General features: G+C 70.6%; 23 protein-coding genes. 8 read left to right on the forward strand and 15 right to left on the reverse strand.

What is annotated here, in order from left to right:
- Nucleotides 1-124 precede the first annotated feature (124 nt).
- The 6 genes from NP777_RS42660 to NP777_RS42685 all read right to left on the reverse strand — a co-directional run bounded on the left by NP777_RS42660 (nt 125) and on the right by NP777_RS42685 (nt 6,360).
- A complete protein-coding gene (locus NP777_RS42660; RefSeq protein WP_256655580.1) occupies nt 125-880 on the reverse strand; it encodes an SDR family oxidoreductase in 756 nt (251 codons plus the stop codon).
- A gap of 4 nt (nt 881-884) precedes the next feature.
- Nucleotides 885-2,666, reverse strand: coding sequence for a glycoside hydrolase family 15 protein (locus NP777_RS42665; protein WP_256655581.1), 1,782 nt, complete (start codon nt 2,664-2,666; stop codon nt 885-887).
- A 498-nt stretch (nt 2,667-3,164) separates the two neighbouring features.
- A complete protein-coding gene (locus tag NP777_RS42670) occupies nt 3,165-3,974 on the reverse strand; it encodes an SURF1 family cytochrome oxidase biogenesis protein (protein ID WP_256655582.1) in 810 nt (269 codons plus the stop codon).
- Nucleotides 3,975-4,051: 77 nt separating this feature from the next.
- Nucleotides 4,052-4,285, reverse strand: coding sequence for a hypothetical protein (locus NP777_RS42675; RefSeq protein ID WP_037949523.1), 234 nt, complete (start codon nt 4,283-4,285; stop codon nt 4,052-4,054).
- Nucleotides 4,286-4,348: 63 nt separating this feature from the next.
- Complete coding sequence (locus NP777_RS42680; RefSeq protein WP_256655583.1) at nt 4,349-5,335, reverse strand: DEDDh family exonuclease; 987 nt, start codon at nt 5,333-5,335, stop codon at nt 4,349-4,351.
- A 122-nt stretch (nt 5,336-5,457) separates the two neighbouring features.
- Nucleotides 5,458-6,360: a hypothetical protein gene (locus NP777_RS42685; protein ID WP_256655584.1), complete on the reverse strand. Its 903-nt coding sequence runs from the start codon at nt 6,358-6,360 to the stop codon at nt 5,458-5,460.
- A gap of 120 nt (nt 6,361-6,480) precedes the next feature.
- Here NP777_RS42685 and NP777_RS42690 point away from each other — a divergent pair, with 120 nt between their 5' ends.
- Together NP777_RS42690 and NP777_RS42695 are read left to right on the forward strand one after the other, a co-directional pair.
- Nucleotides 6,481-7,434, forward strand: a complete 954-nt coding sequence (locus NP777_RS42690) for a sterol desaturase family protein (protein WP_256655585.1) — start codon at nt 6,481-6,483, stop codon at nt 7,432-7,434.
- A complete protein-coding gene (locus NP777_RS42695; RefSeq protein WP_256655586.1) occupies nt 7,431-8,111 on the forward strand; it encodes a lysoplasmalogenase in 681 nt (226 codons plus the stop codon). The genes NP777_RS42690 and NP777_RS42695 overlap by 4 nt, the downstream gene beginning before the upstream one ends.
- 139 nt (nt 8,112-8,250) lie before the next feature.
- Here the strand turns inward: NP777_RS42695 and NP777_RS42700 are convergent, their stop codons facing one another.
- Both NP777_RS42700 and NP777_RS42705 read right to left on the reverse strand, forming a co-directional pair.
- Entirely contained in the window at nt 8,251-8,772 is a 522-nt protein-coding gene (locus NP777_RS42700; protein WP_256655587.1) for a hypothetical protein, read from the reverse strand.
- Between the two features lie 92 nt (nt 8,773-8,864).
- On the reverse strand, nt 8,865-10,397 hold the full coding sequence (locus tag NP777_RS42705) for a S8 family peptidase (protein ID WP_256655588.1): 1,533 nt from the start codon (nt 10,395-10,397) through the stop codon (nt 8,865-8,867).
- A gap of 646 nt (nt 10,398-11,043) precedes the next feature.
- Here NP777_RS42705 and NP777_RS42710 point away from each other — a divergent pair.
- From NP777_RS42710 to moaA, 3 genes are all read left to right on the forward strand, one after another.
- Entirely contained in the window at nt 11,044-11,400 is a 357-nt protein-coding gene (locus tag NP777_RS42710; RefSeq protein WP_256655589.1) for a DUF485 domain-containing protein, read from the forward strand.
- Nucleotides 11,397-13,016, forward strand: a complete 1,620-nt coding sequence (locus NP777_RS42715; protein WP_256655590.1) for a solute symporter family protein — start codon at nt 11,397-11,399, stop codon at nt 13,014-13,016. Before NP777_RS42710 ends, NP777_RS42715 begins: the two co-directional genes overlap by 4 nt.
- Nucleotides 13,017-13,118: 102 nt before the next feature.
- A complete protein-coding gene (moaA, locus tag NP777_RS42720) occupies nt 13,119-14,108 on the forward strand; it encodes a GTP 3',8-cyclase MoaA (RefSeq protein WP_256655591.1) in 990 nt (329 codons plus the stop codon).
- A gap of 580 nt (nt 14,109-14,688) precedes the next feature.
- Here the strand turns inward: moaA and NP777_RS42725 are convergent.
- Both NP777_RS42725 and NP777_RS42730 read right to left on the reverse strand, forming a co-directional pair.
- Nucleotides 14,689-14,925 carry a hypothetical protein gene (locus NP777_RS42725; protein ID WP_256655592.1) on the reverse strand — a complete coding sequence of 79 codons (237 nt, stop codon included), beginning with the start codon at nt 14,923-14,925 and terminating at the stop codon, nt 14,689-14,691.
- 193 nt (nt 14,926-15,118) lie between these two features.
- Entirely contained in the window at nt 15,119-15,508 is a 390-nt protein-coding gene (locus tag NP777_RS42730; RefSeq protein WP_256655593.1) for a DUF3099 domain-containing protein, read from the reverse strand.
- A 227-nt stretch (nt 15,509-15,735) separates the two neighbouring features.
- On the opposite strand from NP777_RS42730, the gene NP777_RS42735 reads away from it, so the two are divergent.
- Nucleotides 15,736-16,014, forward strand: coding sequence for a GlsB/YeaQ/YmgE family stress response membrane protein (locus NP777_RS42735; protein ID WP_256655594.1), 279 nt, complete (start codon nt 15,736-15,738; stop codon nt 16,012-16,014).
- A 183-nt stretch (nt 16,015-16,197) separates the two neighbouring features.
- On the opposite strand, the gene tyrS is transcribed toward NP777_RS42735, so the two are convergent.
- The 5 genes from tyrS to NP777_RS42760 form a co-directional block, all read right to left on the reverse strand.
- The gene (gene tyrS / locus NP777_RS42740; protein WP_256655595.1) at nt 16,198-17,613 is read right to left on the reverse strand and encodes a tyrosine--tRNA ligase; all 1,416 of its coding nucleotides are present in this window, start codon (nt 17,611-17,613) and stop codon (nt 16,198-16,200) included.
- Between the two features lie 71 nt (nt 17,614-17,684).
- Entirely contained in the window at nt 17,685-19,079 is a 1,395-nt protein-coding gene (locus NP777_RS42745; protein WP_256655596.1) for a metallopeptidase TldD-related protein, read from the reverse strand.
- Complete coding sequence (locus NP777_RS42750) at nt 19,076-20,611, reverse strand: TldD/PmbA family protein (protein ID WP_256655597.1); 1,536 nt, start codon at nt 20,609-20,611, stop codon at nt 19,076-19,078. Before NP777_RS42750 ends, NP777_RS42745 begins: the two co-directional genes overlap by 4 nt.
- A 149-nt stretch (nt 20,612-20,760) precedes the next feature.
- Nucleotides 20,761-20,964: a DUF397 domain-containing protein gene (locus NP777_RS42755; RefSeq protein WP_256655598.1), complete on the reverse strand. Its 204-nt coding sequence runs from the start codon at nt 20,962-20,964 to the stop codon at nt 20,761-20,763.
- The gene (locus tag NP777_RS42760) at nt 20,961-21,758 is read right to left on the reverse strand and encodes a helix-turn-helix domain-containing protein (protein WP_211126303.1); all 798 of its coding nucleotides are present in this window, start codon (nt 21,756-21,758) and stop codon (nt 20,961-20,963) included. Before NP777_RS42760 ends, NP777_RS42755 begins: the two co-directional genes overlap by 4 nt.
- A 185-nt stretch (nt 21,759-21,943) precedes the next feature.
- Here NP777_RS42760 and NP777_RS42765 point away from each other — a divergent pair, with 185 nt between their 5' ends.
- Both NP777_RS42765 and NP777_RS42770 read left to right on the forward strand, forming a co-directional pair.
- Complete coding sequence (locus NP777_RS42765) at nt 21,944-22,408, forward strand: ATP-binding protein (protein ID WP_256655627.1); 465 nt, start codon at nt 21,944-21,946, stop codon at nt 22,406-22,408.
- A gap of 46 nt (nt 22,409-22,454) precedes the next feature.
- A complete protein-coding gene (locus tag NP777_RS42770; RefSeq protein WP_256655599.1) occupies nt 22,455-23,030 on the forward strand; it encodes a Uma2 family endonuclease in 576 nt (191 codons plus the stop codon).
- The last annotated feature ends 25 nt before the right edge of the window (nt 23,031-23,055 follow it).

The raw sequence follows: 23,055 nt of genomic DNA on the forward strand, positions 1-23,055 counted from the left end.
GGGGGGTGCGGCGGGGGGGGGCCGGACGGGGGGGGGGGCGGGCGGGGTAGCGCTGCGGGCGGGGAGGCGCGCCCCGCCCCCGCCGCCCCGTACCCGCCTCCGGCGGGCATCCCCGCCCCGCCCCTCAGATGTTGTGGAGGGCCCCACCGTCCACCGGAAGCATCAGCCCGGTCAGATACGACGCCGCGGGCGACAGCAAGAACGCCGCGGCCTTGCCGAATTCCTCGGGCGTCCCGTACCGCCGCAGCGGAATCGCCGCCGCGTTCCGCTCCCGCGCGGCCTCCGCGTCGCCGGACAGGGAATCGAGTTCGCGCACGCGGTCCGTGTCGATGCGGGAGGGGAGGAAGCCCACGACGCGGATGCCGCGGGGGCCGACCTCGAGGGAGAGGGACTTGGCGAAGCCGGCGAGGCCGGGGCGCAGACCGTTGGAGACGGTGAGGCCGGGGATCGGCTCACGGACGGAGGCGGAGAGGACGAAGCCGATCACGCCCCCGGAGGGGAGCTGCTCCGCGGCGGCACGGGCGAGGCGGACGGCGCCGAGGAAGACGGAGTCGAAGGCGGCCCGCCACTGGGCATCGGTGATGTCGGCCGTCAGCCCGGCCGGCGGGCCGCCGACGCTGATGAGGACGCCGTCGAAGCCGCCGAACCGCTCCCGGGCGGTGGCGATGAGGCGGGCCGCCACCTCGGGGTCGGCGTTGTCGGCGGCGACCCCGACCGCGTTCGGTCCGAGGTCGGCGGCGACGGCCGCCGCCGTATCGGCGTCGCGGCCGGTGATGACGGTCTTCGCACCGTCGGCGATCAGCTCACGGGCGGCCGCGAGCCCCAGCCCGCGGGTGGCCCCGGTGACGATGTACACCCGGTCTTTGAGTCCAAGATCCATGGGGTCAGTCTGCCCTGGGCCGCTCCGCGAGCGTGAGGGCGGTCCCCACGAGCCCGATGTGGCTGAACGCCTGCGGGAAGTTGCCGAGCTGCCGGCCGGTCGCCGGGTCGTACTCCTCGGCGAGCAGCCCGACGTCGTTGCGGAGCGCGAGGAGGCGTTCGAAGAGGGTCCGGGCGTCCTTGTGGCGGCCGGCCAGCCGCAGGGCGTCGGCGAGCCAGAAGGAGCAGGCGAGGAAGGCGCCCTCGGAGCCGGGGAGGCCGTCCACGTCGCCGTCGGTGGTGTAGCGGCGGATCAGGCCGTCCTCGCTGAGCTCGCGGCGGACCGCGTCGATGGTGCCGAGGACGCGGGCGTCGGTGGCGGGGAGGAAGCCCACGCGCGGGATGAGCAGGGTCGCGGCGTCCAGCTCGGTGGAGCCGTAGGACTGGGTGAAGGTGGACCGCTCGGGGTCGTAGCCCTTCTCGCAGACCTCGCGGTGGACGGCGTCGCGCATCGCGCGCCAGCGGTTCGCGTCCCCGCTCAGCCCCGGGTCGGCCTCCATCGCGCGGACGGCGCGGTCGGCGGCCACCCAGGCCATGACCTTGGAGTGGACGAAGTGGCGGCGGGGCCCGCGGACCTCCCACAGCCCCTCGTCGGGGTCGCGCCAGGCCGACTCCAGGAAGTCCATCAGCGCGGTCTGGATCTTCCAGGCGTGCGGTTCGGCGGACATCCCGGAGGCGCGGGCGAGGTGGAGGGTGTCGAGCACCTCGCCGTAGATGTCGAGCTGGCGCTGGTCGACCGCGTCGTTGCCGACCCGGACCGGGGTCGACCGCTCGTACCCCTCCAGCCAGGTCAGCTCCTGTTCATGGATCCGGCGCTCGCCCGCGAGGCCGTACATGATCTGCAGCTCGGCCGGGTCGCCGGCGATCGCCCGCAGCAGCCAGTCGCGCCAGGCGACGGCCTCCTCGTGGTAGCCGGCGCGGAGCAGGGCGTTCAGCGTGTGCGTGGAGTCGCGCAGCCAGCAGTAGCGGTAGTCCCAGTTGCGGACCCCGCCCAGCCGCTCGGGCAGCGAGGTGGTGGGGGCCGCGACGACCCCGCCGCTCGGGGCGTAGGTGAGCGCCTTGAGGGTGATCAGGGAGCGCATGACGGCGTCCCGGTACGGGCCCTCGTAGCGGCACCGGGCGGCCCAGCCGCGCCAGTCCTCCAGGCTGGCGCGGAGGGACTGGTGCGGGTCGATGGGCCGGGGGCGGGGCTCGTGGGAGGGGTGCCAGGTGAGCACGAACGCCACCCGGTCCCCGGCCGAGACGGTGAACTCGGAGCGGGTGCTGAAGTCCTCGCCGTAGGTGCGGACCTCGGGCTCCGAGCGCAGCCATACGGAGTCCGGCCCGGCGATCGCGATCCGGTGGCCGTCGGTGCGGCGCATCCAGGGGACGACCCGCCCGTAGTCGAACCGGAGCCGCAGGACGCCGAGCATCTCGACGCTCCCGGAGACGCCCTCGACGATGCGGACGACGTCGGGGGCGCGGTCGCGCTGCGGCATGAAGTCGATGACCTTGACCGTGCCCGTCTCCGTCTCCCAGACCGACTCCAGGACGAGGGAGTCGTCGAGGTAGCCGCGGCGGGTGCAGGCGCCCGCGCCCTTCGGGGCGAGCCGCCAGTGGCCGTTGTCGCGGTCGCCCAGGAGCGCGGCGAAGCAGGCCGGTGAGTCGAAGCGGGGCAGGCACAGCCAGTCGATCGAGCCATGGCGGCTGATCAGGGCCGCCGTCTGGTGGTCACCGATGAGGGCGTAGTCGTCGATGTGCTGGGCCATGCCGGGCGTTTTCCCAGGGAAACGGGATCCTAGGCCCTGCTCGGCCAAGATCCGCCGGGTGGAGCCCGGCGGGGATCCGCCGGACGAGGGCCTACGGGGGTCCGGCGGGCCGGTGATCTTTCCCCTCCCGCCCCTTCCCGCAGTGGCGATACGAGGCTCCGCCGCACGGCAGGGCTTCGCCGCCGCCCCCCGGGGCGCGTCTCCGCGATCAGCACACCGGCCAGGGCGCCGACCGCGCCATCCCCGACGCGGCGGTCGAGCGGCCGACCGGCGAGCCGGAGGCCAAGGCGTCCGCGGAGCGGGCCCTGCCCGGTCGGCACGTGGTGCGGCAGGTGGCCGGGCGGGACGCCCGCGCACATCCGGGTCGTCCGGCCGGGCTCCCGGCCGAGGCCCCGGGCGGAGCCCCACCATGCGACGGAGCCGCGTATCGATGCCGCGGGAAGGGGCGGGGAGGGGAAGAAAGCCCGCCGCGGGCGGCACGCTCCGGCGGACGAGGGCCTAGTCCGCGGTGGCCGTGGCGGGGACCTTCTCCGGCGTGGCCGCCGCCTTCGAGGCCTCGGCGGCGCGGTCCCGGCGCTCGCGGCGGGCCAGCACGAACCAGCCGATCGGCACCCCGGCGGAGAACAGCCACCACTGGACGGCGTACGCCATATGCGGGCCGATGTCGCTGTGGTTGGGCGCGGCGACCGGCTGGGGCTGCTTGTCGCCCTTGGGGGAGGACGAAGTGAGTTCGATGTAGCCGCCGAGCACGGGCCGGGACAGCGCCTTCGCCTGCTGCTCGCTGTTGATCAGCGAGACCTGGCGGGGCGGCAGCCCCTGCTTGTCCTTGATGCCGCTGTTGCCGGTGGTCTCGTCGGCCTTCAGCCGGCCGGTGACGGTGACCTTGCCGGAGGGGGCGGCGGGGACCTTGGGGAACTTGGTGAGGTCCGTGCCCGCCGGGATCCAGCCCCGGTTGACCAGCACCGCGCGGTTGTCCGGGAGCAGCAGCGGGGTGAGCACGAAGTACCCGATGGACTGCTCGTCGGAGCCGGTGCGCTGGCGGACGACGACCTCATGGGCGGTGTCGTAGGTGCCGGTGGCGGTCACCGTGCGCCAGGTGTCGCCGCGGGGGACCGTACGGCCGGGGGCGGTGAACTTCTCGACGGCCACGGCCGGGGCGTCGAGGTTGTCCCCGATCAGCTGGTTCTGCGCGACCCGGTGCTCATGGCGGTGCAGTTGCCAGAAACCCAGCCTGATCATCGTCGGGATCAGCGCCAGGGCCACGAGTGTGAGGATCACCCACTGCCGGGTCAACAGGAAGCGGTACACATCGTTGACCCTACTCGGCGTGGATTGTCCCTCGGCCGCTGGGGGCGCCCCAGGACAATCCACGCAGGTGGCCGGGTTCACACATGGTCGACGATGCCCACCTTCCCTTCCGCCCGCGCGCAGTGCGCACAGCAGTAGAACTGGCCGTCGGCCTCCACGCCCTGCCCGATGATCTGGGCCCGGCAGTGCTCGCAAATGGGCGCCATACGGTGGATGGCGCACTGGAAGCAGTCGAAGACGTGCACATTGCCCTGTGCGTGCACTTCGAATGTCATCCGGTAGTCGTTTCCACAGACCTCACAACGTGCCATGCGCCTCAGCGTGCGGGCCCGCGCGGTGGCGGGCGAGCGGCGGGCGGGCGCGTCGCGCCGACTTCACCTGTTTGTCGGCGGCGCCGGGGTGACGTCTTGCAGGAGTTGCATGAAGGCCGCCTCGTCGATGACGGGCGTGCCGAAGGAGCGGGCCTTGGTGGTCTTGGACGTGGGCGACTCGGGGTCGTTGGTGACCAGCACGCTGGTGAGCCGGGAGACGCTGGTGGCCACGTGCAGCCCGGCCTCGACCGCCCGGTCCTCGAGCAGCTCGCGGTCCACGGAGGTGTCCCCGGAGAACGCCACCCGCATGCCCTGGACCAGCTGCCCGCCCGGCTCGTAGCGCCCGGGGTTGGGGTAGGGGCAGGCGGGGCGCTTGCGGCTGGGGCGCCAGGTCTGCTGGTAGGACCGCTGGCGGCCGATCGTCGGCCCGTCGGACCACTCGGTGAGCGGCTGGCAGGCCAGCAGCGGCAGCCGCAGCCCGGTCTCGGCGGCTCGGTGCAGGCTGGGCCGGAAGGTCTCGGCGAGCACCCGCGCGTCGTCCAGGGCGTGGTGGGCGCGCCGCTGGACCACTCCGTAGTGGGCGGCGAGGGTCTCCAGCTTGTGGTTGGGCAGTGGCAGGCCCAGCTCCTTGGAGAGGGCGATGGTGCACAGCCGCTGCCGCACGGGCGCGGCGCCGCGGGTGCGGGCGTACTCGCGGGCGAGCATCGACCAGTCGAAGGCGGCGTTGTGCGCCACCAGGACGCGGTCTGCCAGGCGCGCGGAGAGCTCCGCGGCGATCTCCGGGAAGCGCGGGGCGCCCGCGAGCATCTCCTCGGTGAGGCCGTGGATCCACACCGGGCCGGGATCGCGCTGCGGATTGACCAGGGTGTACCAGTGGTCCTGCACCGCGCCCCGGGCGTCGAGCTGATAGACCGCCGCGGAGACGATCCGGTCGTCGCGGGCGAGGCCGGTGGTCTCCACGTCGACGACCGCGTACCCCTGCGGATAGGTGGCCGGCCAGGAGGACGGCGGGGCGGGGTGCGGGGCGGCTGCCGTGGGGTCTTCGAGCATGGTCATTGAGGATACGGGCCGTCACCGACAACCCTGACCGGCGGGCCGGTCGGGACGTCCGCCGCCCCGGGGTTGACGGGGCGTCGGGTCCGGGCGTCGGGTCGGGGCCCGGACGCGGCGGGTCACAGCCTGGACAGGGCAAGCTGCAGATCGATGTCGCTGATGAGGAGGCGGCCGGCGCGCTTGTCGCCCGGACGGTCGGGCACCGTCACCTTCACCCCGGGCGAATCCCCGGTGAGAACGGTCACCTTGGCGCCGTCGAAGCGCGGGGCCCGCCGGCGGATGACGGACTTCAGGCGGTCGGCGGCCCGTTCGGCGGTCCGTTTGCCGTCGGTGAGGGCGCAGATGACCCCGGATGTCTGCTTCGCGGACTTCGCCAGTTGTCCGGTGGCCGAGAGGCGCACCGGCTCCTCGGGATTCTTCCCGCCGAAGTCGGCGCGGTAGACATCGCCCAGGCAGTCGCCCAGCGCCCGGTAATCCGGGTCGTCCGCCACGGACTTGCCCTTGGCCGGGCGCACCGCCGACAGATCCTTACCGGCGTAGCCGAAGGAGATCTCCCCCTTGGCGACCTGGAAGGTGATCCCGTCCTTCGCCCAGACCGTCTCGCCGTGCCAGGTGCGCCGGGCGAATCCGCCCGCCTTGAGCTTCGCGGTGACGCGGTCCGCGTCGAAGGAGCCCTGCCAGTGCCCGGCGTATCCATTGGTCACATCGGTGTCGATCATGGCCGGATCGAGGTCATAGGCATGGGCGTTGAAGCGGTAGCCCGTCATCAGCGGACTGCCCGCCCGGCCGACGGCGCGGAACCGCTGGGAGTCGCCCTTCTCCAGGGACCGCACCCGGGCGGCGTCGAGATAGGAGACCTGGGTCCCCGTCGCGCCCTTGGCCGAGATGTGCCCCACCGCGTCCATCAGGGCTGAGAGGGAGTCATCGCCGCCCGACCCGGAGGAGCACCCCGTGGTGAGCGCCGGCAGCAGGCAGGCGAGGGCTATGCCGCCGATCCGGAACCGTTCTCTGGCTCTGCGCACAGGCGGGGAGCCTAATCGGCCATGCCGTCCGAGGCGAGACCCGTTGTTGACACCGCATCTACCATACTTGTTGGTAACTACCTCTAGCGGCGGCCTTACCGGCGGTTCTATGTTGCGGACATGCCGCACCTGCCCAACGCCGTGACGTGGTCGATACCGGCTTTTGTGCTGCTCGCCGTCGTGGAGATGGTGAGCTACCGCTTCCACCCCGACGACGACGCCGAGGGCTACGCGGCGAAGGACGCCGCGACCAGCGTCACCATGGGGCTCGGCAGCCTGGTCTTCGATCTGCTGTGGAAGATCCCGATTGTGGCGATCTACGCCGCCATCTACGAACTCACCCCGCTGCGCGTCCCGGTGGCGTGGTGGACGCTGCCGCTGATGCTGCTCGCCCAGGACTTCTTCTACTACTGGTCGCACCGCGGGCACCACGTCATCCGCGTCCTGTGGGCCTGCCATGTGGTGCACCACTCCAGCCGTAAGTTCAACTTCACCACCGCCCTGCGGCAGCCGTGGACCACCTGGACCGTCTGGCCGTTCTACGTGCCGATGATCGCGCTCGGGGTGCATCCGGCGGCGGTGGCGTTCTGCTCGTCGGTGAACCTCGTCTACCAGTTCTGGATCCACACCGAGCGGATCGGCACCCTGCCGCGCCCCATCGAGTTCGTCTTCAACACCCCCTCCCACCACCGCGTCCACCACGCCTCCCAAGGCGGCTACCTGGACCGCAACTTCGGGGGCATCCTCATCGTCTGGGACCGGCTCTTCGGGTCCTTCGTCCCCGAGACCGAGCGGCCCGTCTACGGCCTCACGAAGAACATCGACACCTACAACCCGCTGCGCGTGGCCACGCACGAGTACGCGGCCATCGCCCGCGACATCGCGGCGGCGCGGGACTGGCGCGAGCGGGCGGGCCGGGTCTTCCGGGGCCCGGGCTGGCAGCCCGCGGCGGTCCCGGAGGCGGGTTCCCCGGAGGCCGGTCCCTCGGAGGCCGGGCGCTCCGAGGCCGGTCCCTCCGAGGCCGGTTCCCAGGAGGCCGGGCGGCCGGAGCCGGTCGGCGAGAGCGTGCGGTGACGGCCGCCGCAGGGCGCGCGACGACGGTCCTTCAGGCCCTCTTCGCGCTGCTGACCGCCGTTCACCTGGGCGCGCTGCTCGTGGACGCCACCACCGTCGTCCACCTCACCAAGCCCGCCCTGATGCCCGTGCTCGCCGTATGGGCCCTGGCGCGCGGCGGGCCGTGGCCGCTCCCGGCCGCGCTGCTGTGCGGCTGCGGAGGCGATGTGCTGCTGCAGATCGGCGGCGAGACCGCGTTCCTGGCCGGAATGGGGTGCTTCGCGGCCGGGCACCTCTGCTATCTGACGCTGTTCGCCCGCGCCGGGCGGGGCCGTACGGCGCCCCGTACGGCGTCCTGGGCGGCCGCCGGGTACGGGGCCGCGTGGCTGGGCACGGTGGCGCTGCTGTGGCCCGGCCTCGCGGCGCATCTGCGGCTTCCCGTCGCGGGCTACAGCCTGCTGCTGACGGTCATGGCGCTGGCCGCGCTCGGGGCGGGTGTGTGGACCGGGCTCGGCGGGGCGCTGTTCATGCTCTCCGACACCCTGATCGCGGCCGGTCTCGCGGACTGGCCGCGGCCGCCGGTGCCCCAGTTCTGGATCATGGCCACCTACACGGCCGCCCAGTGGCTGCTGGCGGCGGGGGCGACGCGGGAGGGAGCCCCGCGCCCCACGCCGGAACGGGAACTCGTCAGCCCGTGACGCCCGTAAGGCGTGACGCGTAAGGCCGTGACGTCCGTAAGGCCGTGACGTCCGTAAGGCCGTGACGTCCGTAAGGCCGTGACGTCCGTAACGCCGTGACGTCCGTAACGCCGTGACGTCGGTAAGGCCGTGCCCCTCGTCAGCCCGTGACCGGCAGCCGCCTGAGCCGGACCACCCGCAGCGGGTCCGAGTGGCGGTCATGGCTGAGCTCCCAGCCCCGGGCGCGTGCCGCCTCGACCACATAGCCCGCGCCCACCCCGCGGTATTCGCGCACGGGGATGTCGTGCGGGCCGGGCGGCGGGGCCTTCTTCGCCTTCTGCGCGGCCAGTTCCTTGGCGGTCCAGGTGGCGATGCGCTTGTCGACCCGGGCCCGGTAGAAGGCCGCGTCGCCCTCGTGCCGCAGCTCCGGGAGCGTCACGCACCAGGCGGGCCACACCTTCACGCTGTCCCCGAACTTGTCGATCAGGCCGAGGAAGCCCGTCTCGAACCCGGGGATCACCGTAAAGATCTCGGCCACGAGCCCGAAGACGAGGAAGCAGAGGAAGATCACCACGATCAGCGCCCACCACAGCGGCAGCAGCAGCACCGTCAGCACGAACCGGATCAGCAGCGAGAAGGCCGGCCGCGGCGGCGGTGGTCCCCAGGAGTCGTCGTGATGCACGGGAACGGGGTCCTCTCGCGGCTTCATGGGGAACACGTACGGGCCGCCGGGCGGCTGCTCCGCCCCGGCGGCCCGTGCATTGTGTCAGCCGGTCACTTCTCGACGGCGTCCAGGGCGTCCGCGAGCCCGGCGCCGTAGAAGCCGTTGTACCGCTTGCCGCCCTCGCACACCGCGTCGACCGTGCCGTCGCCGTCGATGTCGTACGGCGTCGGGCAGGCCAGGTCATCGGCCTCGGCCTTGAGCAGCGCCTTCACCTGCCAGGCGGAGGCGTGCGGATGGGTGCTCTTGATGAGCGCCGCGACACCGGCCACATGCGGCGAGGCCATCGACGTGCCCGCCATGTAGCCGTACTTCCCGCCCGGCAGCGTGTTGTAGATCAGTCCGCTGGTGGCCGGGGGCTCCGGCTTCTGGTAGGCGGTGCTGTCGCCGCCGGGGGCCGCGATGTCGATGACCCCCAGACCGTAGTTGGAGAACGAGGACTTGAGCCCCTTGGCGCCGGTCGAGGCGACCGTGACGACGCCCGGCAGCTGGGTCGGGATGTCCAGGCAGACGCTCGGGTCCACCTCCCGGTCACCGGGGGTGGTGTCGTTGGGGCTGGAGGGGTCGGTGATGGTGTCCGAGGTCAGGTCGTAGTTCTCGTTGCCCGCCGCGGCCACATTCACCACGCCTCGGCGCTCGGCGTACGACGAGGCCCGGCGCACCGCCTCGACCAGGGCCTTCTGGTCCGGGTCCGTGGTGCAGTTGAAGTACCACGGGTCGGTGTAATAGCTGTTGTTGGTGACGTCCACACCGTGCTCGGCGGCCCAGACGAAGCCGCAGACGACCGCCTCGGTGTAGAAGAACCCGCCCGTCGTGGACACCTTGATCCCGGAGACCTTGACGCCCGGGGCCACACCGGTGACCCCGATGCCGTTCTTCGCGGCGGCGATCTCGCCCGCCACATGGGTGCCGTGCGGGGACTCCTCGGCGCTCGGCCGCCAGGCGCCGTCGGTGGTGTTCGGCTTGCCCGTCACACAGTTGACGGACGCCTTACGGTCGAAGTTCGGCGCCAGATCGGGGTGGGTGTCGTCCACACCGGTGTCGATGACCCCGACGGTGACGTCAGGGCTGCCCAGGCTCTTCTCATGCGCCTTGTCCGCCTTGATCGCCGGCAGATCCCACTGCAGCGGCTCCAGCGGGTCCTGCCCCGCCTTGGCCTTGGCCGCCACCGCCTGCCGCTGCTTCTCGCTCAGCAGCTTCGGGGTGTCGATGTCGTCGGTGGACTGGGCGGGCAGCGGGGCGGTGCGGGTGTTCCCGGCGGAGGTGACGCCGCGCACCTTACGGACGGTCTTGGCGAAGTCCGGGTTGGCGGAGTGGACGACGATGACGCCGATCCGGTCGTAGGACACCACGACCGTGCCGCCGGCCTGGGCGATGGCCTTGCGGATCCGGGACGGGTCCTGCCCCGGGCGGGTGTTGACGACATAGCTCAGGGACGGGCCGTCGGCCGTCGCGGCCGCGGCGGCGTGGCCGTCCCGGCCGAGCGCGGTGGCGGTGGTGGGCAGGAAGGCCAGCGCGGTGGTGAGCGCCATGGCGGCGGGTATCGCGGCGGTGCGCAGCGGCAGGGAGGTGCGGCGCGGCGTCATGGGTACTCCGGTTCTCTCGACGGTTCTCTCGAGGTGGATGAGAAGGCTCTGGGCGGGCGGACCGGGCTGGATCGTCAGCGTTCCGGACCGGGGGCGTGGACGCGCGCTCAGCGCGCCACTCGGGGGACGTGGAGCCCCCGGGCGCGGGCGGCGGTCCGGCGGGCCGCGTCAACGGCGGCGGTCCGGCCGGGGTCATCCGCACAAGCGAATGTGCGCGTCCTCGTGGCGCGGATCCCGCGCGCCGCCTCGATGCCCCGGGACGCCGCGGAACCGGGGCAGAGGCGGCGGGGAGTGGTGAGGGGGAGGTGCGAAGCCGACGGGCCGTCAAAAGCCCGCCGCCCGGGTCTTGGAGGAGCCGATCTCAGATGAGCCATGGAATCTCCACTTCATCCGTACGGGCCGCCCGAACGCCGTCCGCGGTTGGGCGGGTACATGACGAAGGAAGCTATCGCTGATCAAGGTCTGACATCAATGCATTCCGGAAGAAAACCCGCCACAGTACCCGGTGCCGATCGCTCCCCCGAATTCTTATCCGTCTTTCAATCAACCGGCCTCTGTCGTACGGGTCCGCACCGCCCTACCATGCGTGATCTGGATCACTCGCCGCCGTATGCATTCCCGTCGTACCCACTCACCAGGAGAGACCGTGGATACCGCACCGGCCAACGATCGCCCCGACGATCAGCGGCAACTTGACCGTTCTGACTACGCCGAGGTGCAAGCGAGCGCGGAGTTCGGCGAACTGCGCGGTGCCCACCGCTCGTTCGCCTTCCCGCTCACCGTCGCGTTCGTGAGCTGGTACCTGCTCTATGTCCTGCTGTCCAACTACGCGGACGGCTTCATGGGCACCAAGGTCGTGGGCCACATCAACGTGGCCCTGGTGTTCGGGCTGGCCCAGTTCCTGACCACCTTCCTCATCGCCTGGTGGTACTCCCGGCACGCCGCCGCCAAGCTGGACCCCCGCGCCCAGGCCATCAAGTCCCGTCTGGAGGAGCGCTCATGAGTGCCCATCTGCTCGCGGCCGAGAGCGCCTCGGACAACCGGCCGCTGATCGTCACGCTCTTCGCCGTCTTCGTCGTGGCGACCCTGGTCATCACCGTCTGGGCGGGCCGGCAGACCAAGGACGCCACCGACTTCTACGCCGGCGGCCGCCAGTTCACCGGCTTCCAGAACGGCCTGGCCATCTCCGGCGACTACATGTCCGCCGCGTCCTTCCTCGGCATCGCCGGAGCCATCGCGCTCGCCGGCTACGACGGCTTCCTGTACTCGATCGGCTTCCTCGTCGCCTGGCTGGTGGCCCTGCTGCTGGTCGCCGAGCCGCTGCGGAACTCCGGCCGGTACACGATGGGCGACGTACTCGCCTACCGGATGCGCCAGCGCCCGGTGCGCACCGCCGCTGGCGTCTCCACCATCGTCGTCTCGATCTTCTACCTGCTGGCCCAGATGGCGGGCGCGGGCGTGCTGGTCTCCCTGCTGCTGGGCATCACCAGCGAGGCCGGGAAGATCCTCATCGTCGTCCTCGTCGGCGTCGTGATGATGCTCTACGTCACCATCGGCGGCATGAAGGGCACCACCTGGGTACAGATGGTCAAGGCCGTGCTGCTGATCGCGGGCACCCTGCTGATCACCTTCCTGGTGCTGCTGAAGTTCAACTTCAACATCTCCGATCTGCTGGGCGAGGCCGCCAAGAACAGCGGCATCGGAGAGTCCTTCCTGGAGCCGGGGCTGAAGTACGGGGTCAACGCCACCACCAAGCTGGACTTCATCTCGCTCGGCATCGCCCTGGTCCTGGGCACCGCGGGCCTGCCCCACATCCTCATCCGGTTCTACACCGTGCCCACCGCGCGGGCCGCCCGTAACTCGGTCAACTGGGCCATCGGCATCATCGGCCTCTTCTACCTGATGACCATCGCGCTGGGCTTCGGCGCCGCCGCGCTGCTCAAGCACGACGACATTATCGCCTCCAACAAGTCGGGCAACACCGCCGCCCCACTGCTCGCCGAGGAGATCGGCGGCGGACCGGACTCCACGGGCGGCGCCATCCTGCTGGCGGTGATCTCCGCGGTGGCGTTCGCGACGATCCTCGCCGTGGTCGCCGGGCTCACCCTGGCCTCCTCGTCGTCCTTCGCCCACGACCTGTACGCCAACGTCATCCGCAAGGGCAAGGCCACCCAGCAGGAGGAGATCTCGGCGGCGCGCTGGGCCACCGTCGGCATCGGCACCGTCGCCGTCGTCCTTGGCGTCTTCGCCCGAGATCTCAACGTCGCCGGACTGGTGGCACTGGCCTTCGCGGTCGCCGCCTCCGCCAACCTCCCGACCATCCTCTACAGCCTGTTCTGGAAACGGTTCACCACCCAGGGCGCGCTGTGGTCCATCTACGGCGGCCTGATCTCCTCGGTCTTCCTGGTGCTCTTCTCGCCCGTCGTCTCGGGCAAGGAGACCTCGATGTTCCCGGACGTGGACTTCCACTGGTTCCCGCTGGAGAACCCCGGGCTGATCTCCATCCCGCTGGGCTTCATGCTCGGCTGGCTGGGCACGATCGTCTCCAAGGAACAGCCCGACAAGGAGAAGTACGCCGAGCTGGAGGTGCGCTCGCTCACCGGGCACGGAGCCCACTGACCAGCCACTCCTACCCGCGCGGCCCCTCCATGTCACACCCGTCACGTACGCTGCGAGACAATTGAGCAGTGCACGCACACCAACCGTGGAGGGGCCGCCACCATGCTGATCGACACCTATGGTCGCGTAGCCACCGACCTGCGTGTCTCCCTGACCGATCGCTGCAATCTGCGCTGCACCTACTGCATGCCGGAAGAGGGCCTGCAGTGGCTCGCCAAACCGGATCTGCTCACCGACGACGAGATCGTCCGGCTGATCCGGATCGCCGTCACCGAGCTCGGGGTCACCGAGGTCCGCTTCACCGGCGGTGAGCCACTGCTGCGCCCCGGTCTGGTCGGCATCGTGGAGCGCTGTGCGGACCTCGACCCGCGCCCCCGGATGTCGCTCACCACCAACGGCATTGGTTTGCAGCGCACCGCCCAGGCCCTGCGCGACGCGGGCCTGGACCGGGTCAATGTCTCGCTCGACACCCTGCGTCCGGAGGTCTTCCAGGCCATCACCCGGCGCAAGCGCCATGACGATGTGCTGCGCGGCCTCGACGCGGCGCACACCGCCGGGCTGACCCCGGTGAAGGTCAACGCCGTGCTGATGCCCGGACTCAACGACGACGAGGCGCCCGAGCTGCTCGCCTGGGCCCTGGAAAAGGGCTTTGAGCTGCGCTTCATCGAGCAAATGCCGCTCGATCCGCAACATGGCTGGAAGCGCGACGGCATGATCACCGCCGGGGACATCCTGGCCAGTCTGCGCACCCGCTTCACCCTCACCTCCGAGGGCGAGGACGAGCGCGGCTCCGCGCCCGCCGAGCGCTGGCTGGTCGACGGCGGCCCGGCCCGGGTCGGCGTCATCGCCTCGGTCACCCGCCCGTTCTGCCGCGCCTGCGACCGCACCCGGCTGACCGCCGACGGGCAGGTGCGTACCTGCCTCTTCGCGCGCGAGGAGTCCGATCTGCGCGGAGCGCTGCGCTCCGGCGCCCCGGACGAGGAGATCGCCCGGCTGTGGCGGCTGGCGATGTGGGGCAAGAAGGCCGGATCCGGGCTCGATGACCCGTCGTTCCTCCAGCCGGACCGGCCGATGTCGGCGATCGGGGGCTGACATCCTCCAGGGTGCACCCCGCCCAGGGCCCTTCCGGCGGAGCCATAGGAGCCGCTGGGACCGCCGGAGCCGGCTTCACGGTGACCTGGGTTCGGTATATTCCTCGTGTCGACACGGAAGGGCCCGGCCCGGGTGGCACCCCGAGCCAGACCCTCCAACGCGGTTCACAAGCCCGGTCGCCTAGCTGTCGACCGGGCTTCCGCGTGTGCGGATCCGGTCGCGACCGTCTCATGTGCGGGACCGCTACCGCACGAACTGGCCCACCGTGGCGATGACTGCTACGAACAGCCCTGCCGCCGCAAGACAGACCTGCCACCTCTCAGCATCGGTCCACCTCCGTCCGCGAGGCTTCGCGTCGCTTTGACCACTCACTCACTTCCTCCTCGCTCCTCCAGCAGCCCCGCTGATAATTCGGCGGGCCTGCCACACGGGCCGCGGAGGGCGACGCCCGCCGCGGCCGCCGCCGCTTTGCCACTGCCGCGGTTTCGCGACGCCTGGAAGTCTGTCACGGGGCACCGAGTGCGGCGCACCGGAACTGCGCGATTGATCTGAGGTTTTCCTGAGCTTTCCGGCCCTGGGATCAGTGTTCGGTGGCCGACCATTCCTCCAGCGTCACCACGTCCTTGAGGAAGCCCCGCACTCCGAGGAACTCCGAGAGATATTCGCGGTGTTCCTCGCAGGCGAGCCAGGTCTTGCGCCGCTCAGGGGTGTGGATCTTGGGGTTGTTCCAGGCCAGCACCCATACGGCGGGGGCGTGGCAGCCCTTGGCGGAGCAGATCACGGTGTCGGTCTCGGCGGCGGTCTCGCGGGTGTTCACACCGCAGACTCTACGAAAAGCGCGCCGGACATGACGACGCCGGGCAGCCACGGGGGGAGCCGCCCGGCGTCGGTCTGTCGCTCCGACGGGGGATGCGGAGCGCGTACGCAGTATGTCACGAGGGATGGGGCCCGGTGCACCGGTACTGCACTATTGATCTGAGGTTTTCTTGAGCTTACGGAAACGCGGCAGGTCAGCCGCGCTCACCGGGTCCAGGCTCGCTGATATGTCCGACGTCCTCCGGGACGGATTCCGCCCCGTGGGGATCGCTCGGCTCCTCCCCGCGCCCGGCGATCAGCATCGGTTGGGGCGGGGTCGGGATGAAGGTGGTGGGCAGCGAAGTGGCGTTCTCCCGGCCCGCGTTGGCTATCACGACCGCGATGTAGGGCAGCACCGCGCCGAGCACCAGAGCCACGATGGCCACATGGCGCTCCACGTTCCACAACACCGCCGCCAGCACGACCGCGATGGTCCGGACCGACATCGAGATCACATAGCGACGCTGGCGGCCGCGTACGTCGTCGGCCAGCCCCTGTCGCGCTCCGGTGATTCGGAAGACCTCCGCATCGCCGTGCTTCCGCATCACGTTCCACCGCCTGATCGCCGAGCGGGCTTCCCCCGCCCTGGGACGTACTCAACGTTACGCCGCGCCCGCTGTCGGTTCGAGACCGGGGCACCCTGATGGGTGCCGTCTCCGGCTGGGCCGGAGGGCGTACCGGCCCTCCGGCGTGCGCCGTACCTGAAGTGGTCGAACACTGGAGGGGATGTGCATCTCCCGTGCATCCCTTCGCCGCGTGTCAGGGAGGCGACATGAACTGGCTATGGGCGATCGTCGTGGGTTTGATCCTGGGTGTGATCGCCCGGGCGATTCTCCCCGGCAAACAGGCCATTCCACTCTGGTTGACCTGCATCTACGGCATCCTCGGCGGCATGCTGGGCAACGCGGTGGCCGGCTGGATCGGGGTCAGGACCACCGGGGGCTTCGACTGGATCCGGCATCTGCTCCAGTTGGCCTTCGCGGTGGGGATCGTGGCCCTGGGCACCCCGCTGTGGCACTCCATCCGCGGCGGCGGACGCGAGCGGGCCTGAACAGACCTGAACGGACCTGAGCGGCGGCCCCGGGAACGCGGCGCGCCGCGCGAGGGTGCCGGGGGTCCGGGGGCGCCGATACGACGGTGGTGGTGTGCGCCGGGGTTACGGATACGGCGGCGGCCGGCGCGCGTGGTGGACGCGCACCGGCCGCCGCTCTCGTCCAGCGGTGAGGTGGGCGGGTTACACCCCGCGCACCTGGGCGATCTTCCGCCCGGCCTTGAGGTAGACCGCGCCGGAGGTCCCCGTGAGCCCGGCGGACGCCAGCGTCTCCGCGACCACCTCGGCCAGCGGGCGCACCGCCTGGGCCTCGGGCAGCACCACCGACTCCTGGCCGCCCTCGGTCTCGATCACCAGCCGCAGACCGTTCTGCTTGGCGACCCGGCGGGCGGCCGAGGCGCTGGGCTGGAACTCCAGCACCTTGCTCAGTACGGTCGCGATGGACTCCGTGCCGTGCTCCCCGGCGTCGACCACCGGCGTCTCGACGTCGCTGAAGCTCTTCTTGGAGAACTGGGCGACGAAGCCCGCACGGGCCGCCATCGCCTTCTCGAGGCCGTACAGCGCCGCCACCACCTCGCCCGCCAGGACCTTCTTCAGATCCATCGGGTGCAGCGAGCGCTCCTCGACCCGGGCGATCGCGGCGCCGATCTCCGCGTCCGTCCACTCGGTCCATGCCTCCAGGTACGGCTTCATCAGCCGGTCCGGAATCGACATGATCTTGCCGAAGACATCCTCGGCGGTCGCGGAGAGCGCCACATAGTTGCCCTTGGACTTGGACATCTTGGCGCCGGTGCCGTCCGTGCCCTCGATCAGCGGCATCGTGACCACCAGCTGCGGCCGCTGCCCGCGCAGCTCCATCAGCTTGCGGCCCATCTGCAGATTGAGCAGCTGATCCGCGCCGCCCAGCTCCACATCGCACTCCAGGGCCACCGAGTCGAGGGCCTGCGCGATCGGGTACAGCAGCTCGGACATGGTCAGCCCGGAGCCGGCGGCCAGCCGGTTGCGGAAGTCCTCGCGCTGCAGCAGCTGGGAGACCGGCACCTGGGAGAGCAGCCCCAGCAGCTCCGGGAAGGTGTACGGCGCCAGCCACTCGCTGTTCTGCCGGAAGTTGACCTTCTCGAAGTCGAAGAAGGGCCGGACCTGGTCCTGGTAGCCCGCGAGGTTCCGGGCGATGTCGTCGTCGGTCAGCGGCGGGCGCTCCGCCGTACGGCCCGACGGGTCGCCGATCTTGGCCGTGAAGTCGCCGATCAGCAGTGTGACGTCATGCCCCATGCGCTGGAAGCGGTTGAGGATGATCATCGGCACCACATGGCCGAGGTGCACATCGGCGGCCGTCGGGTCGATGCCCAGCTTGATGGCCAGACCCTGGCCCGCGCCGCGGCGCTCCTCGATCCGCTTGGCCAGCTCCGCCACGCCGGGCAGGATCTCGACCGTACGGGACGCGATCAGCTCGGCCTGCTCCGTCGGCGAGAGGTCCGTCAGGTCGATATAGCGCCGCGAGCCCGTCTCCTCGAGCAGCCGCTCGACGGTCTTGTCGGAGGAGAGGTCCTGGCTGAGGAGCTCGCTGGCGCGGGCGACGGATTCGCCGAGGCGTGTCATGGCGTTCCTGGTGATAGACGAAACGGATACGGATCAGATCGATCGGGCGGGGACCAGTCTATTCGGCTCGTTCACACCCCCTTGCTGACCGAGCTCATATTGAAGTCCGGAATGCGCAGCGGCGGCACCGCGGCGCGGTTGAAGTAGTCGCTCCACTCCCGCGCCAGCGTCCGCTCGGTGCGGCCCGCCTCGGTGGCGCGGGCGAGCAGATCCACCGGCGACTCGTTGAACCGGAAGTTGTTCACCTCACCGACCACCTCGCCGTTCTCCACGAGATAGACGCCGTCCCTGGTCAGCCCGGTGAGCAGCAGCGTGGCCGGGTCGACCTCGCGGATGTACCACAGACAGGTCAGCAGCAGCCCGCGCCCGGTCGAGGCGACCATCTCCTCCAGCGAGCGGGTGCCGCCCGCGTCCACGATGAGGTTGTCGACCGCGGGGGCCAGCGGCAGCCCCGTGAGGGCGGCGGTGTGCCGGGTGGTGACCAGCTGCTGGAGCACCCCGTCACGGACCCAGTCGGTGGCGGACAGCGGCAGACCGTTGTCGAAGACCGACGCGTCGTCCCCGGACGAGTGCGCGATCACGAACGGCGCCGCCTCGAGCCCCGGCTCGGCCGGGTCGCTGCGCAGCGTGAAGGGCAGCTCGGACAGCTTCTCACCGACCCGGGTGCCACCGCCCGGCTTGCTGAAGACCGTACGGCCCTCCGCCGCGTCCCGCGCCGAGGACGACCAGAGCTGGTCGATCAGCAGATCGGCCACCGCGCTCGGCGGCAGCAGCGTCTCGTAGCGGCCGGCCGGCAGCTCGACCCTGCGCTCGGCCCAGGCGAGCCGCCGGGCCAGCTCGGCGTCGATCGCGGCCGGGTCCACATCGGTGAAGTCGCGGGTGGCCCGCCCGGCCCAGGCCGAACGCGTCCGGTCCGGGGACTTGGCGTTGACCTCGAGCGTGCCGGTCGGCTGGTCATGGCGCAGCCGCAGCCCGGTGGAGCTGCCGAGATAGCTGGAGACCAGCTCATGGTGGGCGAATCCGTACAGCTCCCGGCCGCCCGCGCGGGACCGGGCGAAGGACTCGCCGAGGGCGGGGGCGAAGTCGGCGAACACCTCGGAGGAGGTCACGGCGGGGGAGTCGGTGAAACCGGGGGAGACCGCCGCGCCCGCCTCCCGCTCCACCAGCGGCTGGGCGTCCTCGGCCGGCTCCGCCTCCCGCGCCGCCGCCTCGGCGGCCCGGACCAGCGGCTCCAGCTCCTCGGCGGTGACCGCGGACCGGGACACCACGCCCGAGGCGGTGCCCTGCCCGCCGTTCACGGTGGCCACGACGGTCAGGGTGCGGCCGCGGGTGACGCCGTTGGTCGTCAGGGCGTTGCCCGCCCAGCGCAGATTGGCCGTCGAGGTCTCGTTCGCGATCACCACACAGCCGTCCGCGCGGGACAGCTCCAGGGCGCGCTCGACGATCTCATGGGGCTGCACGCTCATCGTCCGGCCTCCTGGGTGGTGTTGAGGATGCTGACGCCGCGGAACAGCGCCGACGGGCAGCCGTGCGAGACCGCCGCGATCTGCCCCGGCTGGGCCTTTCCACAGTTGAAGGCGCCGCCCAGGACATACGTCTGCGGGCCGCCCACGGCCGTCATCGAACCCCAGAAGTCGGTGGTGGTGGCCTGGTAGGCGAAGTCGCGCACCTGTCCGGCGAGCGCGCCGTTCCTGATGCGATACGCCCTCTGTGCCGTGAACTGGAAGTTGTACCGCTGCATATCGATCGACCATGAGCGGTCGCCGACCAGATACAGACCGTTCTCGACGTCCCCGATCAGCGCCTCCGTCGAGGGGCCGCCGGAAGCGGGCCGCAGCGATACGTTCGCCATCCGCTGCACCGGTACATGGCCCGGCGAATCGGCGAAGGCACAGCCGTTCGAACGCTCGAAGCCGGTCAGCCGGGCGATCCGGCGGTCCAGCTGATAGCCGACGAGGGTGCCGCCCTTCACCAGGTCCCAGGACTGGCCGGCCACGCCCTCGTCGTCGTAGCCGATGGTGGCCAGCCCGTGCTCGGCGGTCCGGTCCCCGGTCACATTCATCACCTCGGAGCCGTACTTCAGCTTTCCGAGCTGGTCGAAGGTGGCGAAGGAGGTGCCCGCGTACGCCGCCTCGTAGCCGAGCGCGCGGTCCAGCTCGGTGGCGTGGCCGATCGACTCATGGATGGTCAGCCACAGATTGGACGGGTCCACCACGAGGTCGTACGACCCGGCCTCGACGGATGGCGCACGCATCTTCTCGGCCAGCAGTTCCGGGATCTCCGCCAGCTCCGCGTCCCAGTCCCAGCCGCCCGCGCCGGGCCCACCGGTCAGATACTCCCAGCCGCGCCCGACCGGCGGGGCGAGAGTGCGCATCGAGTCGAACTCCCCGCTCGCCGGATCCACGGCCACGGCCGTGAGCTGCGGATGCAGCCGCACCCGCTGCTGGGTGGTCGTGGTGCCCGCCGTGTCCGCGTAGAACTTGTTCTCCTGCACGGTCAGCAACGACGCGTCCGCGTGCGCGACCCCATCGGCCGCGAGCAGCCGCCGGCTCCACTCGGCGAGCAGCCCGGTCTTGTCGGAGTCGGCCACATCGAACGGGTTGACCTCATACGACGAAACCCAGGTCTTGTCGGCATGCACCGGCTCGTCCGCCAACTCCACCCGCTCATCGGACCCCGCCGCCTCGATCACCTTGGCCGACAGCTTCGCCATCGCCACGGCCTGCGAGGCCACCCGCGCGGCGGCGTCCATGCTCAGATCCACCCCCGACGCGAACCCCCAGGCCCCGCCGTGCACCACCCGCACCGCGTACCCCAGATCGGTGGTGTCGGAGGACCCGGACGGCCGGGCATCCCGCAACCGCCAAGCGGCACTCCGCACCCGCTCCAACCGGAAGTCGGCATGCCCGGCCCCAAGCGCGCGGGCCCGCGCCAGCGCCGCGTCCGCGAGTGCTCTGAGCGGCAGCGCGAGGAAGGACGGATCAATCTCATGCGTCACGGGCGGCTCCTCTTCGTCGCGTACGTGGTGTGGTGTCCGTCGGCAGTGAACCATGCGGCTGGGGGGTGGGGCGCGGTAATTGCCGTTGCGCTCTGCGCGGCGAAAGGACAACGGCCGCCCCGGTTGCCCAGGGCGGCCGAACGGGCTGGTTACGCGCTGAACTCTTCAGCCGTGAGACGGTCGATGAACGCGTCCCACTGGCGTATGGAGAAGGCGAGTTGTGATCCGTGGCGGTTCTTGGAGTCCCGTACGTGGACGGTGTCGGCGGTGGCGGCCACCTCGACGCACATGCCGCCCTCACCGCTGCTGTAGCTGCTCTTGAACCACGACAGCTCGACGTCGTTGTTGTTCACGTTTCTCCCCGCAGTTTTTCGATGAAGTCCAGCGACTCCCGTGGAGTGAGAGCCTGGGCCCTGATGATCCCGTAGCGCTGTTCGAGCGTGCGGACCGCTTTGCGATCCGTCAGCAATCTGCTGATGTCCTGGGCCTCTACGTAGGCCATCATCTGGCGCCCCTTGGGCTCCAGCAAGGCAAACGGGCCGCCAGCTCCGGCGTGCTCTTCCAGCCCCGTCGGCATGACTTGAAGATCTACATTTCGCATCCGGCCGATGTGCAGCAGGTGTTCCAACTGTGCGCGCATCACCGGTGTTCCGCCGCACGGTCGGCGCAACACCGCCTCCTCGGTCACGAAGCTCATGATGGGCGGGGGTTGCCGAGTGATGAGTTCCTGCCGGGCCAAGCGGGCGGTGACCCGCTGCTCGATGGTCTCCTCGCCCAGCATTGGGCGTTGCATCGTGAAGACAGCGCGGGCGTAATCGCCGGTCTGGAGCAACCCGTTGATCACCTGGTTTTCGTACGCGTGGAACTCGACCGCCTGCGCCTCCAGCCGTGCCGCGCCCCGGAAGAACGCCGGGAGCTGTACGTTGGCGACTTCCTCCCTGGCCGCCCGCAGCACCCCGAACGCCTCCAGAGCCTCGTCCGCCGCGTCCAGGAAGTCGGGCTGGGGCACCCGGCGTCCCTGCTCGACCGAGGAGACCTGCTCCTCGCTGTACCCGATCGCCTCACCCAACTGCGCCTGTGTGAGCCCCGCCCGTTCGCGGAAGAGCTTCACCTGCCTGCCGATGCACTTGACGATGTCACCCGCCATGACCCACCCACCTCCTTGCGCGAGAACGCGCCCCTTCCCCTCGGCGTCACGGCGGTCCTCCCGTACGGGCACCGACCGTGCCCGTACCACGACCCTGCGTACCCGTCGCCCGCTGGTCAGGCTAAGCGTGCTTCGCCACGCTCGGTGACGTGAATGGCGAAAATCCCCCTAGCGGTACGTTCGAGATGTTCTTCACCTCTTCCCGGCGCGGTGCCCGGCTTGCCCGGCGCCTCGTCGTTCGCAGACTGGAGGAGTGGGGCATTCCCCGCGGCAGTGACGCCTCGCAGAGCCTCGCGCTGATCGCGGGAGAACTCGCCGCGAACGCCGTGAGCCATGGGCACGTGCCCGGTCGGCACTTTCATCTGCGGCTCAGCGTTCAGCCCCCGCCCGGTACCGATGGCCGTCGGGCCCCCGCCTCGGCCCGTATCGAGGTGTCCGACGCCCGCGACGAGCGGCGCCCGGTGCTCCATGACCGGGACGACGAGGCGGAGGGTGGGCGCGGGCTGCTGCTCGTGGACGCGCTCGCGTCGAAGTGGGGGGTGGCCGAACGAGGCGTCGGTAAGACGGTGTGGTGCGAATACGCTCTCGCGTCCGAGGAGTGCCGGTCGCAGCAGGTCACGGGAGACAGTGGAGCCGGCGATGCGCGATGATGGAGGCACAGACGAGCAGGTTCGCTGTGGTGAAGGAGCGTCGGCCGTGGAGTACGGACGTCTACGGGAAATCGCGGAGCGGCTCGCCGAGCACGCCCCGGACCCGTTCCGGGGCTATGAGATCAGTGGTGACGAGATCGTCATGATGATGTCGCCCTCGCGTCCGCACGAGTTCATCGCTCTACGTATCCGCCAGCAGCTTGACCGGCAAATCCCGTCTTTTCTGGTCGCTCACACGGGCGGTGAGGTGGAAGATGCCTCTCTTGGGAAACTTCGGCGCCCTGATCTGATCGTCGTTCCGGACGCGGTGTTTGCCGAGAACACGATGGCGCCGTTCCATCCACGAGATGTCGCTTTGGTCGCCGAGATCGTCTCGCCGTCGAATCACTCCACCGACTATGTCGAGAAGATGCACGACTACCCGGCGATGGGCATCCCTCTCTATCTTCTTGTCGACCCACGGAAGGGCACGATCGCGGCCCTGTCCGATCCGGGTCCCGGGCTCGGCGGTGAGGGCCCCCGTTACCGCACCCGCAGTGATTACGCCTTCGGCGACGAGGTGACCATCGGTGACTGGACCCTTGCCACCACGGACCTGCGGACCTATCCCGAGGACCGCTGACCCGCCGACCGCCGTCGGCGGCCAG

The organism is Streptomyces rugosispiralis, from assembly GCF_024505145.1.
In the GTDB taxonomy this organism is placed as follows: domain Bacteria; phylum Actinomycetota; class Actinomycetes; order Streptomycetales; family Streptomycetaceae; genus Streptomyces; species Streptomyces rugosispiralis.

What these genes read in the sequence shown, in the direction of transcription:
- moaA (WP_256655591.1), top strand. Translation starts at nt 13,119, where the DNA reads ATGCTGATCGACACCTATGGTCGCGTAGCCACCGACCTGCGTGTCTCC.
- NP777_RS42705 (WP_256655588.1), bottom strand. Translation starts at nt 10,397, where the DNA reads ATGACGCCGCGCCGCACCTCCCTGCCGCTGCGCACCGCCGCGATACCC.
- NP777_RS42730 (WP_256655593.1), bottom strand. Translation starts at nt 15,508, where the DNA reads ATGCGGAAGCACGGCGATGCGGAGGTCTTCCGAATCACCGGAGCGCGA.
- NP777_RS42760 (WP_211126303.1), bottom strand. Translation starts at nt 21,758, where the DNA reads ATGGCGGGTGACATCGTCAAGTGCATCGGCAGGCAGGTGAAGCTCTTC.
- NP777_RS42660 (WP_256655580.1), bottom strand. Translation starts at nt 880, where the DNA reads ATGGATCTTGGACTCAAAGACCGGGTGTACATCGTCACCGGGGCCACC.
- NP777_RS42765 (WP_256655627.1), top strand. Translation starts at nt 21,944, where the DNA reads ATGTTCTTCACCTCTTCCCGGCGCGGTGCCCGGCTTGCCCGGCGCCTC.
- tyrS (WP_256655595.1), bottom strand. Translation starts at nt 17,613, where the DNA reads ATGACACGCCTCGGCGAATCCGTCGCCCGCGCCAGCGAGCTCCTCAGC.
- NP777_RS42680 (WP_256655583.1), bottom strand. Translation starts at nt 5,335, where the DNA reads ATGCTCGAAGACCCCACGGCAGCCGCCCCGCACCCCGCCCCGCCGTCC.
- NP777_RS42735 (WP_256655594.1), top strand. Translation starts at nt 15,736, where the DNA reads ATGAACTGGCTATGGGCGATCGTCGTGGGTTTGATCCTGGGTGTGATC.
- NP777_RS42665 (WP_256655581.1), bottom strand. Translation starts at nt 2,666, where the DNA reads ATGGCCCAGCACATCGACGACTACGCCCTCATCGGTGACCACCAGACG.
- NP777_RS42690 (WP_256655585.1), top strand. Translation starts at nt 6,481, where the DNA reads ATGCCGCACCTGCCCAACGCCGTGACGTGGTCGATACCGGCTTTTGTG.
- NP777_RS42675 (WP_037949523.1), bottom strand. Translation starts at nt 4,285, where the DNA reads ATGGCACGTTGTGAGGTCTGTGGAAACGACTACCGGATGACATTCGAA.
- NP777_RS42745 (WP_256655596.1), bottom strand. Translation starts at nt 19,079, where the DNA reads ATGAGCGTGCAGCCCCATGAGATCGTCGAGCGCGCCCTGGAGCTGTCC.
- NP777_RS42715 (WP_256655590.1), top strand. Translation starts at nt 11,397, where the DNA reads ATGAGTGCCCATCTGCTCGCGGCCGAGAGCGCCTCGGACAACCGGCCG.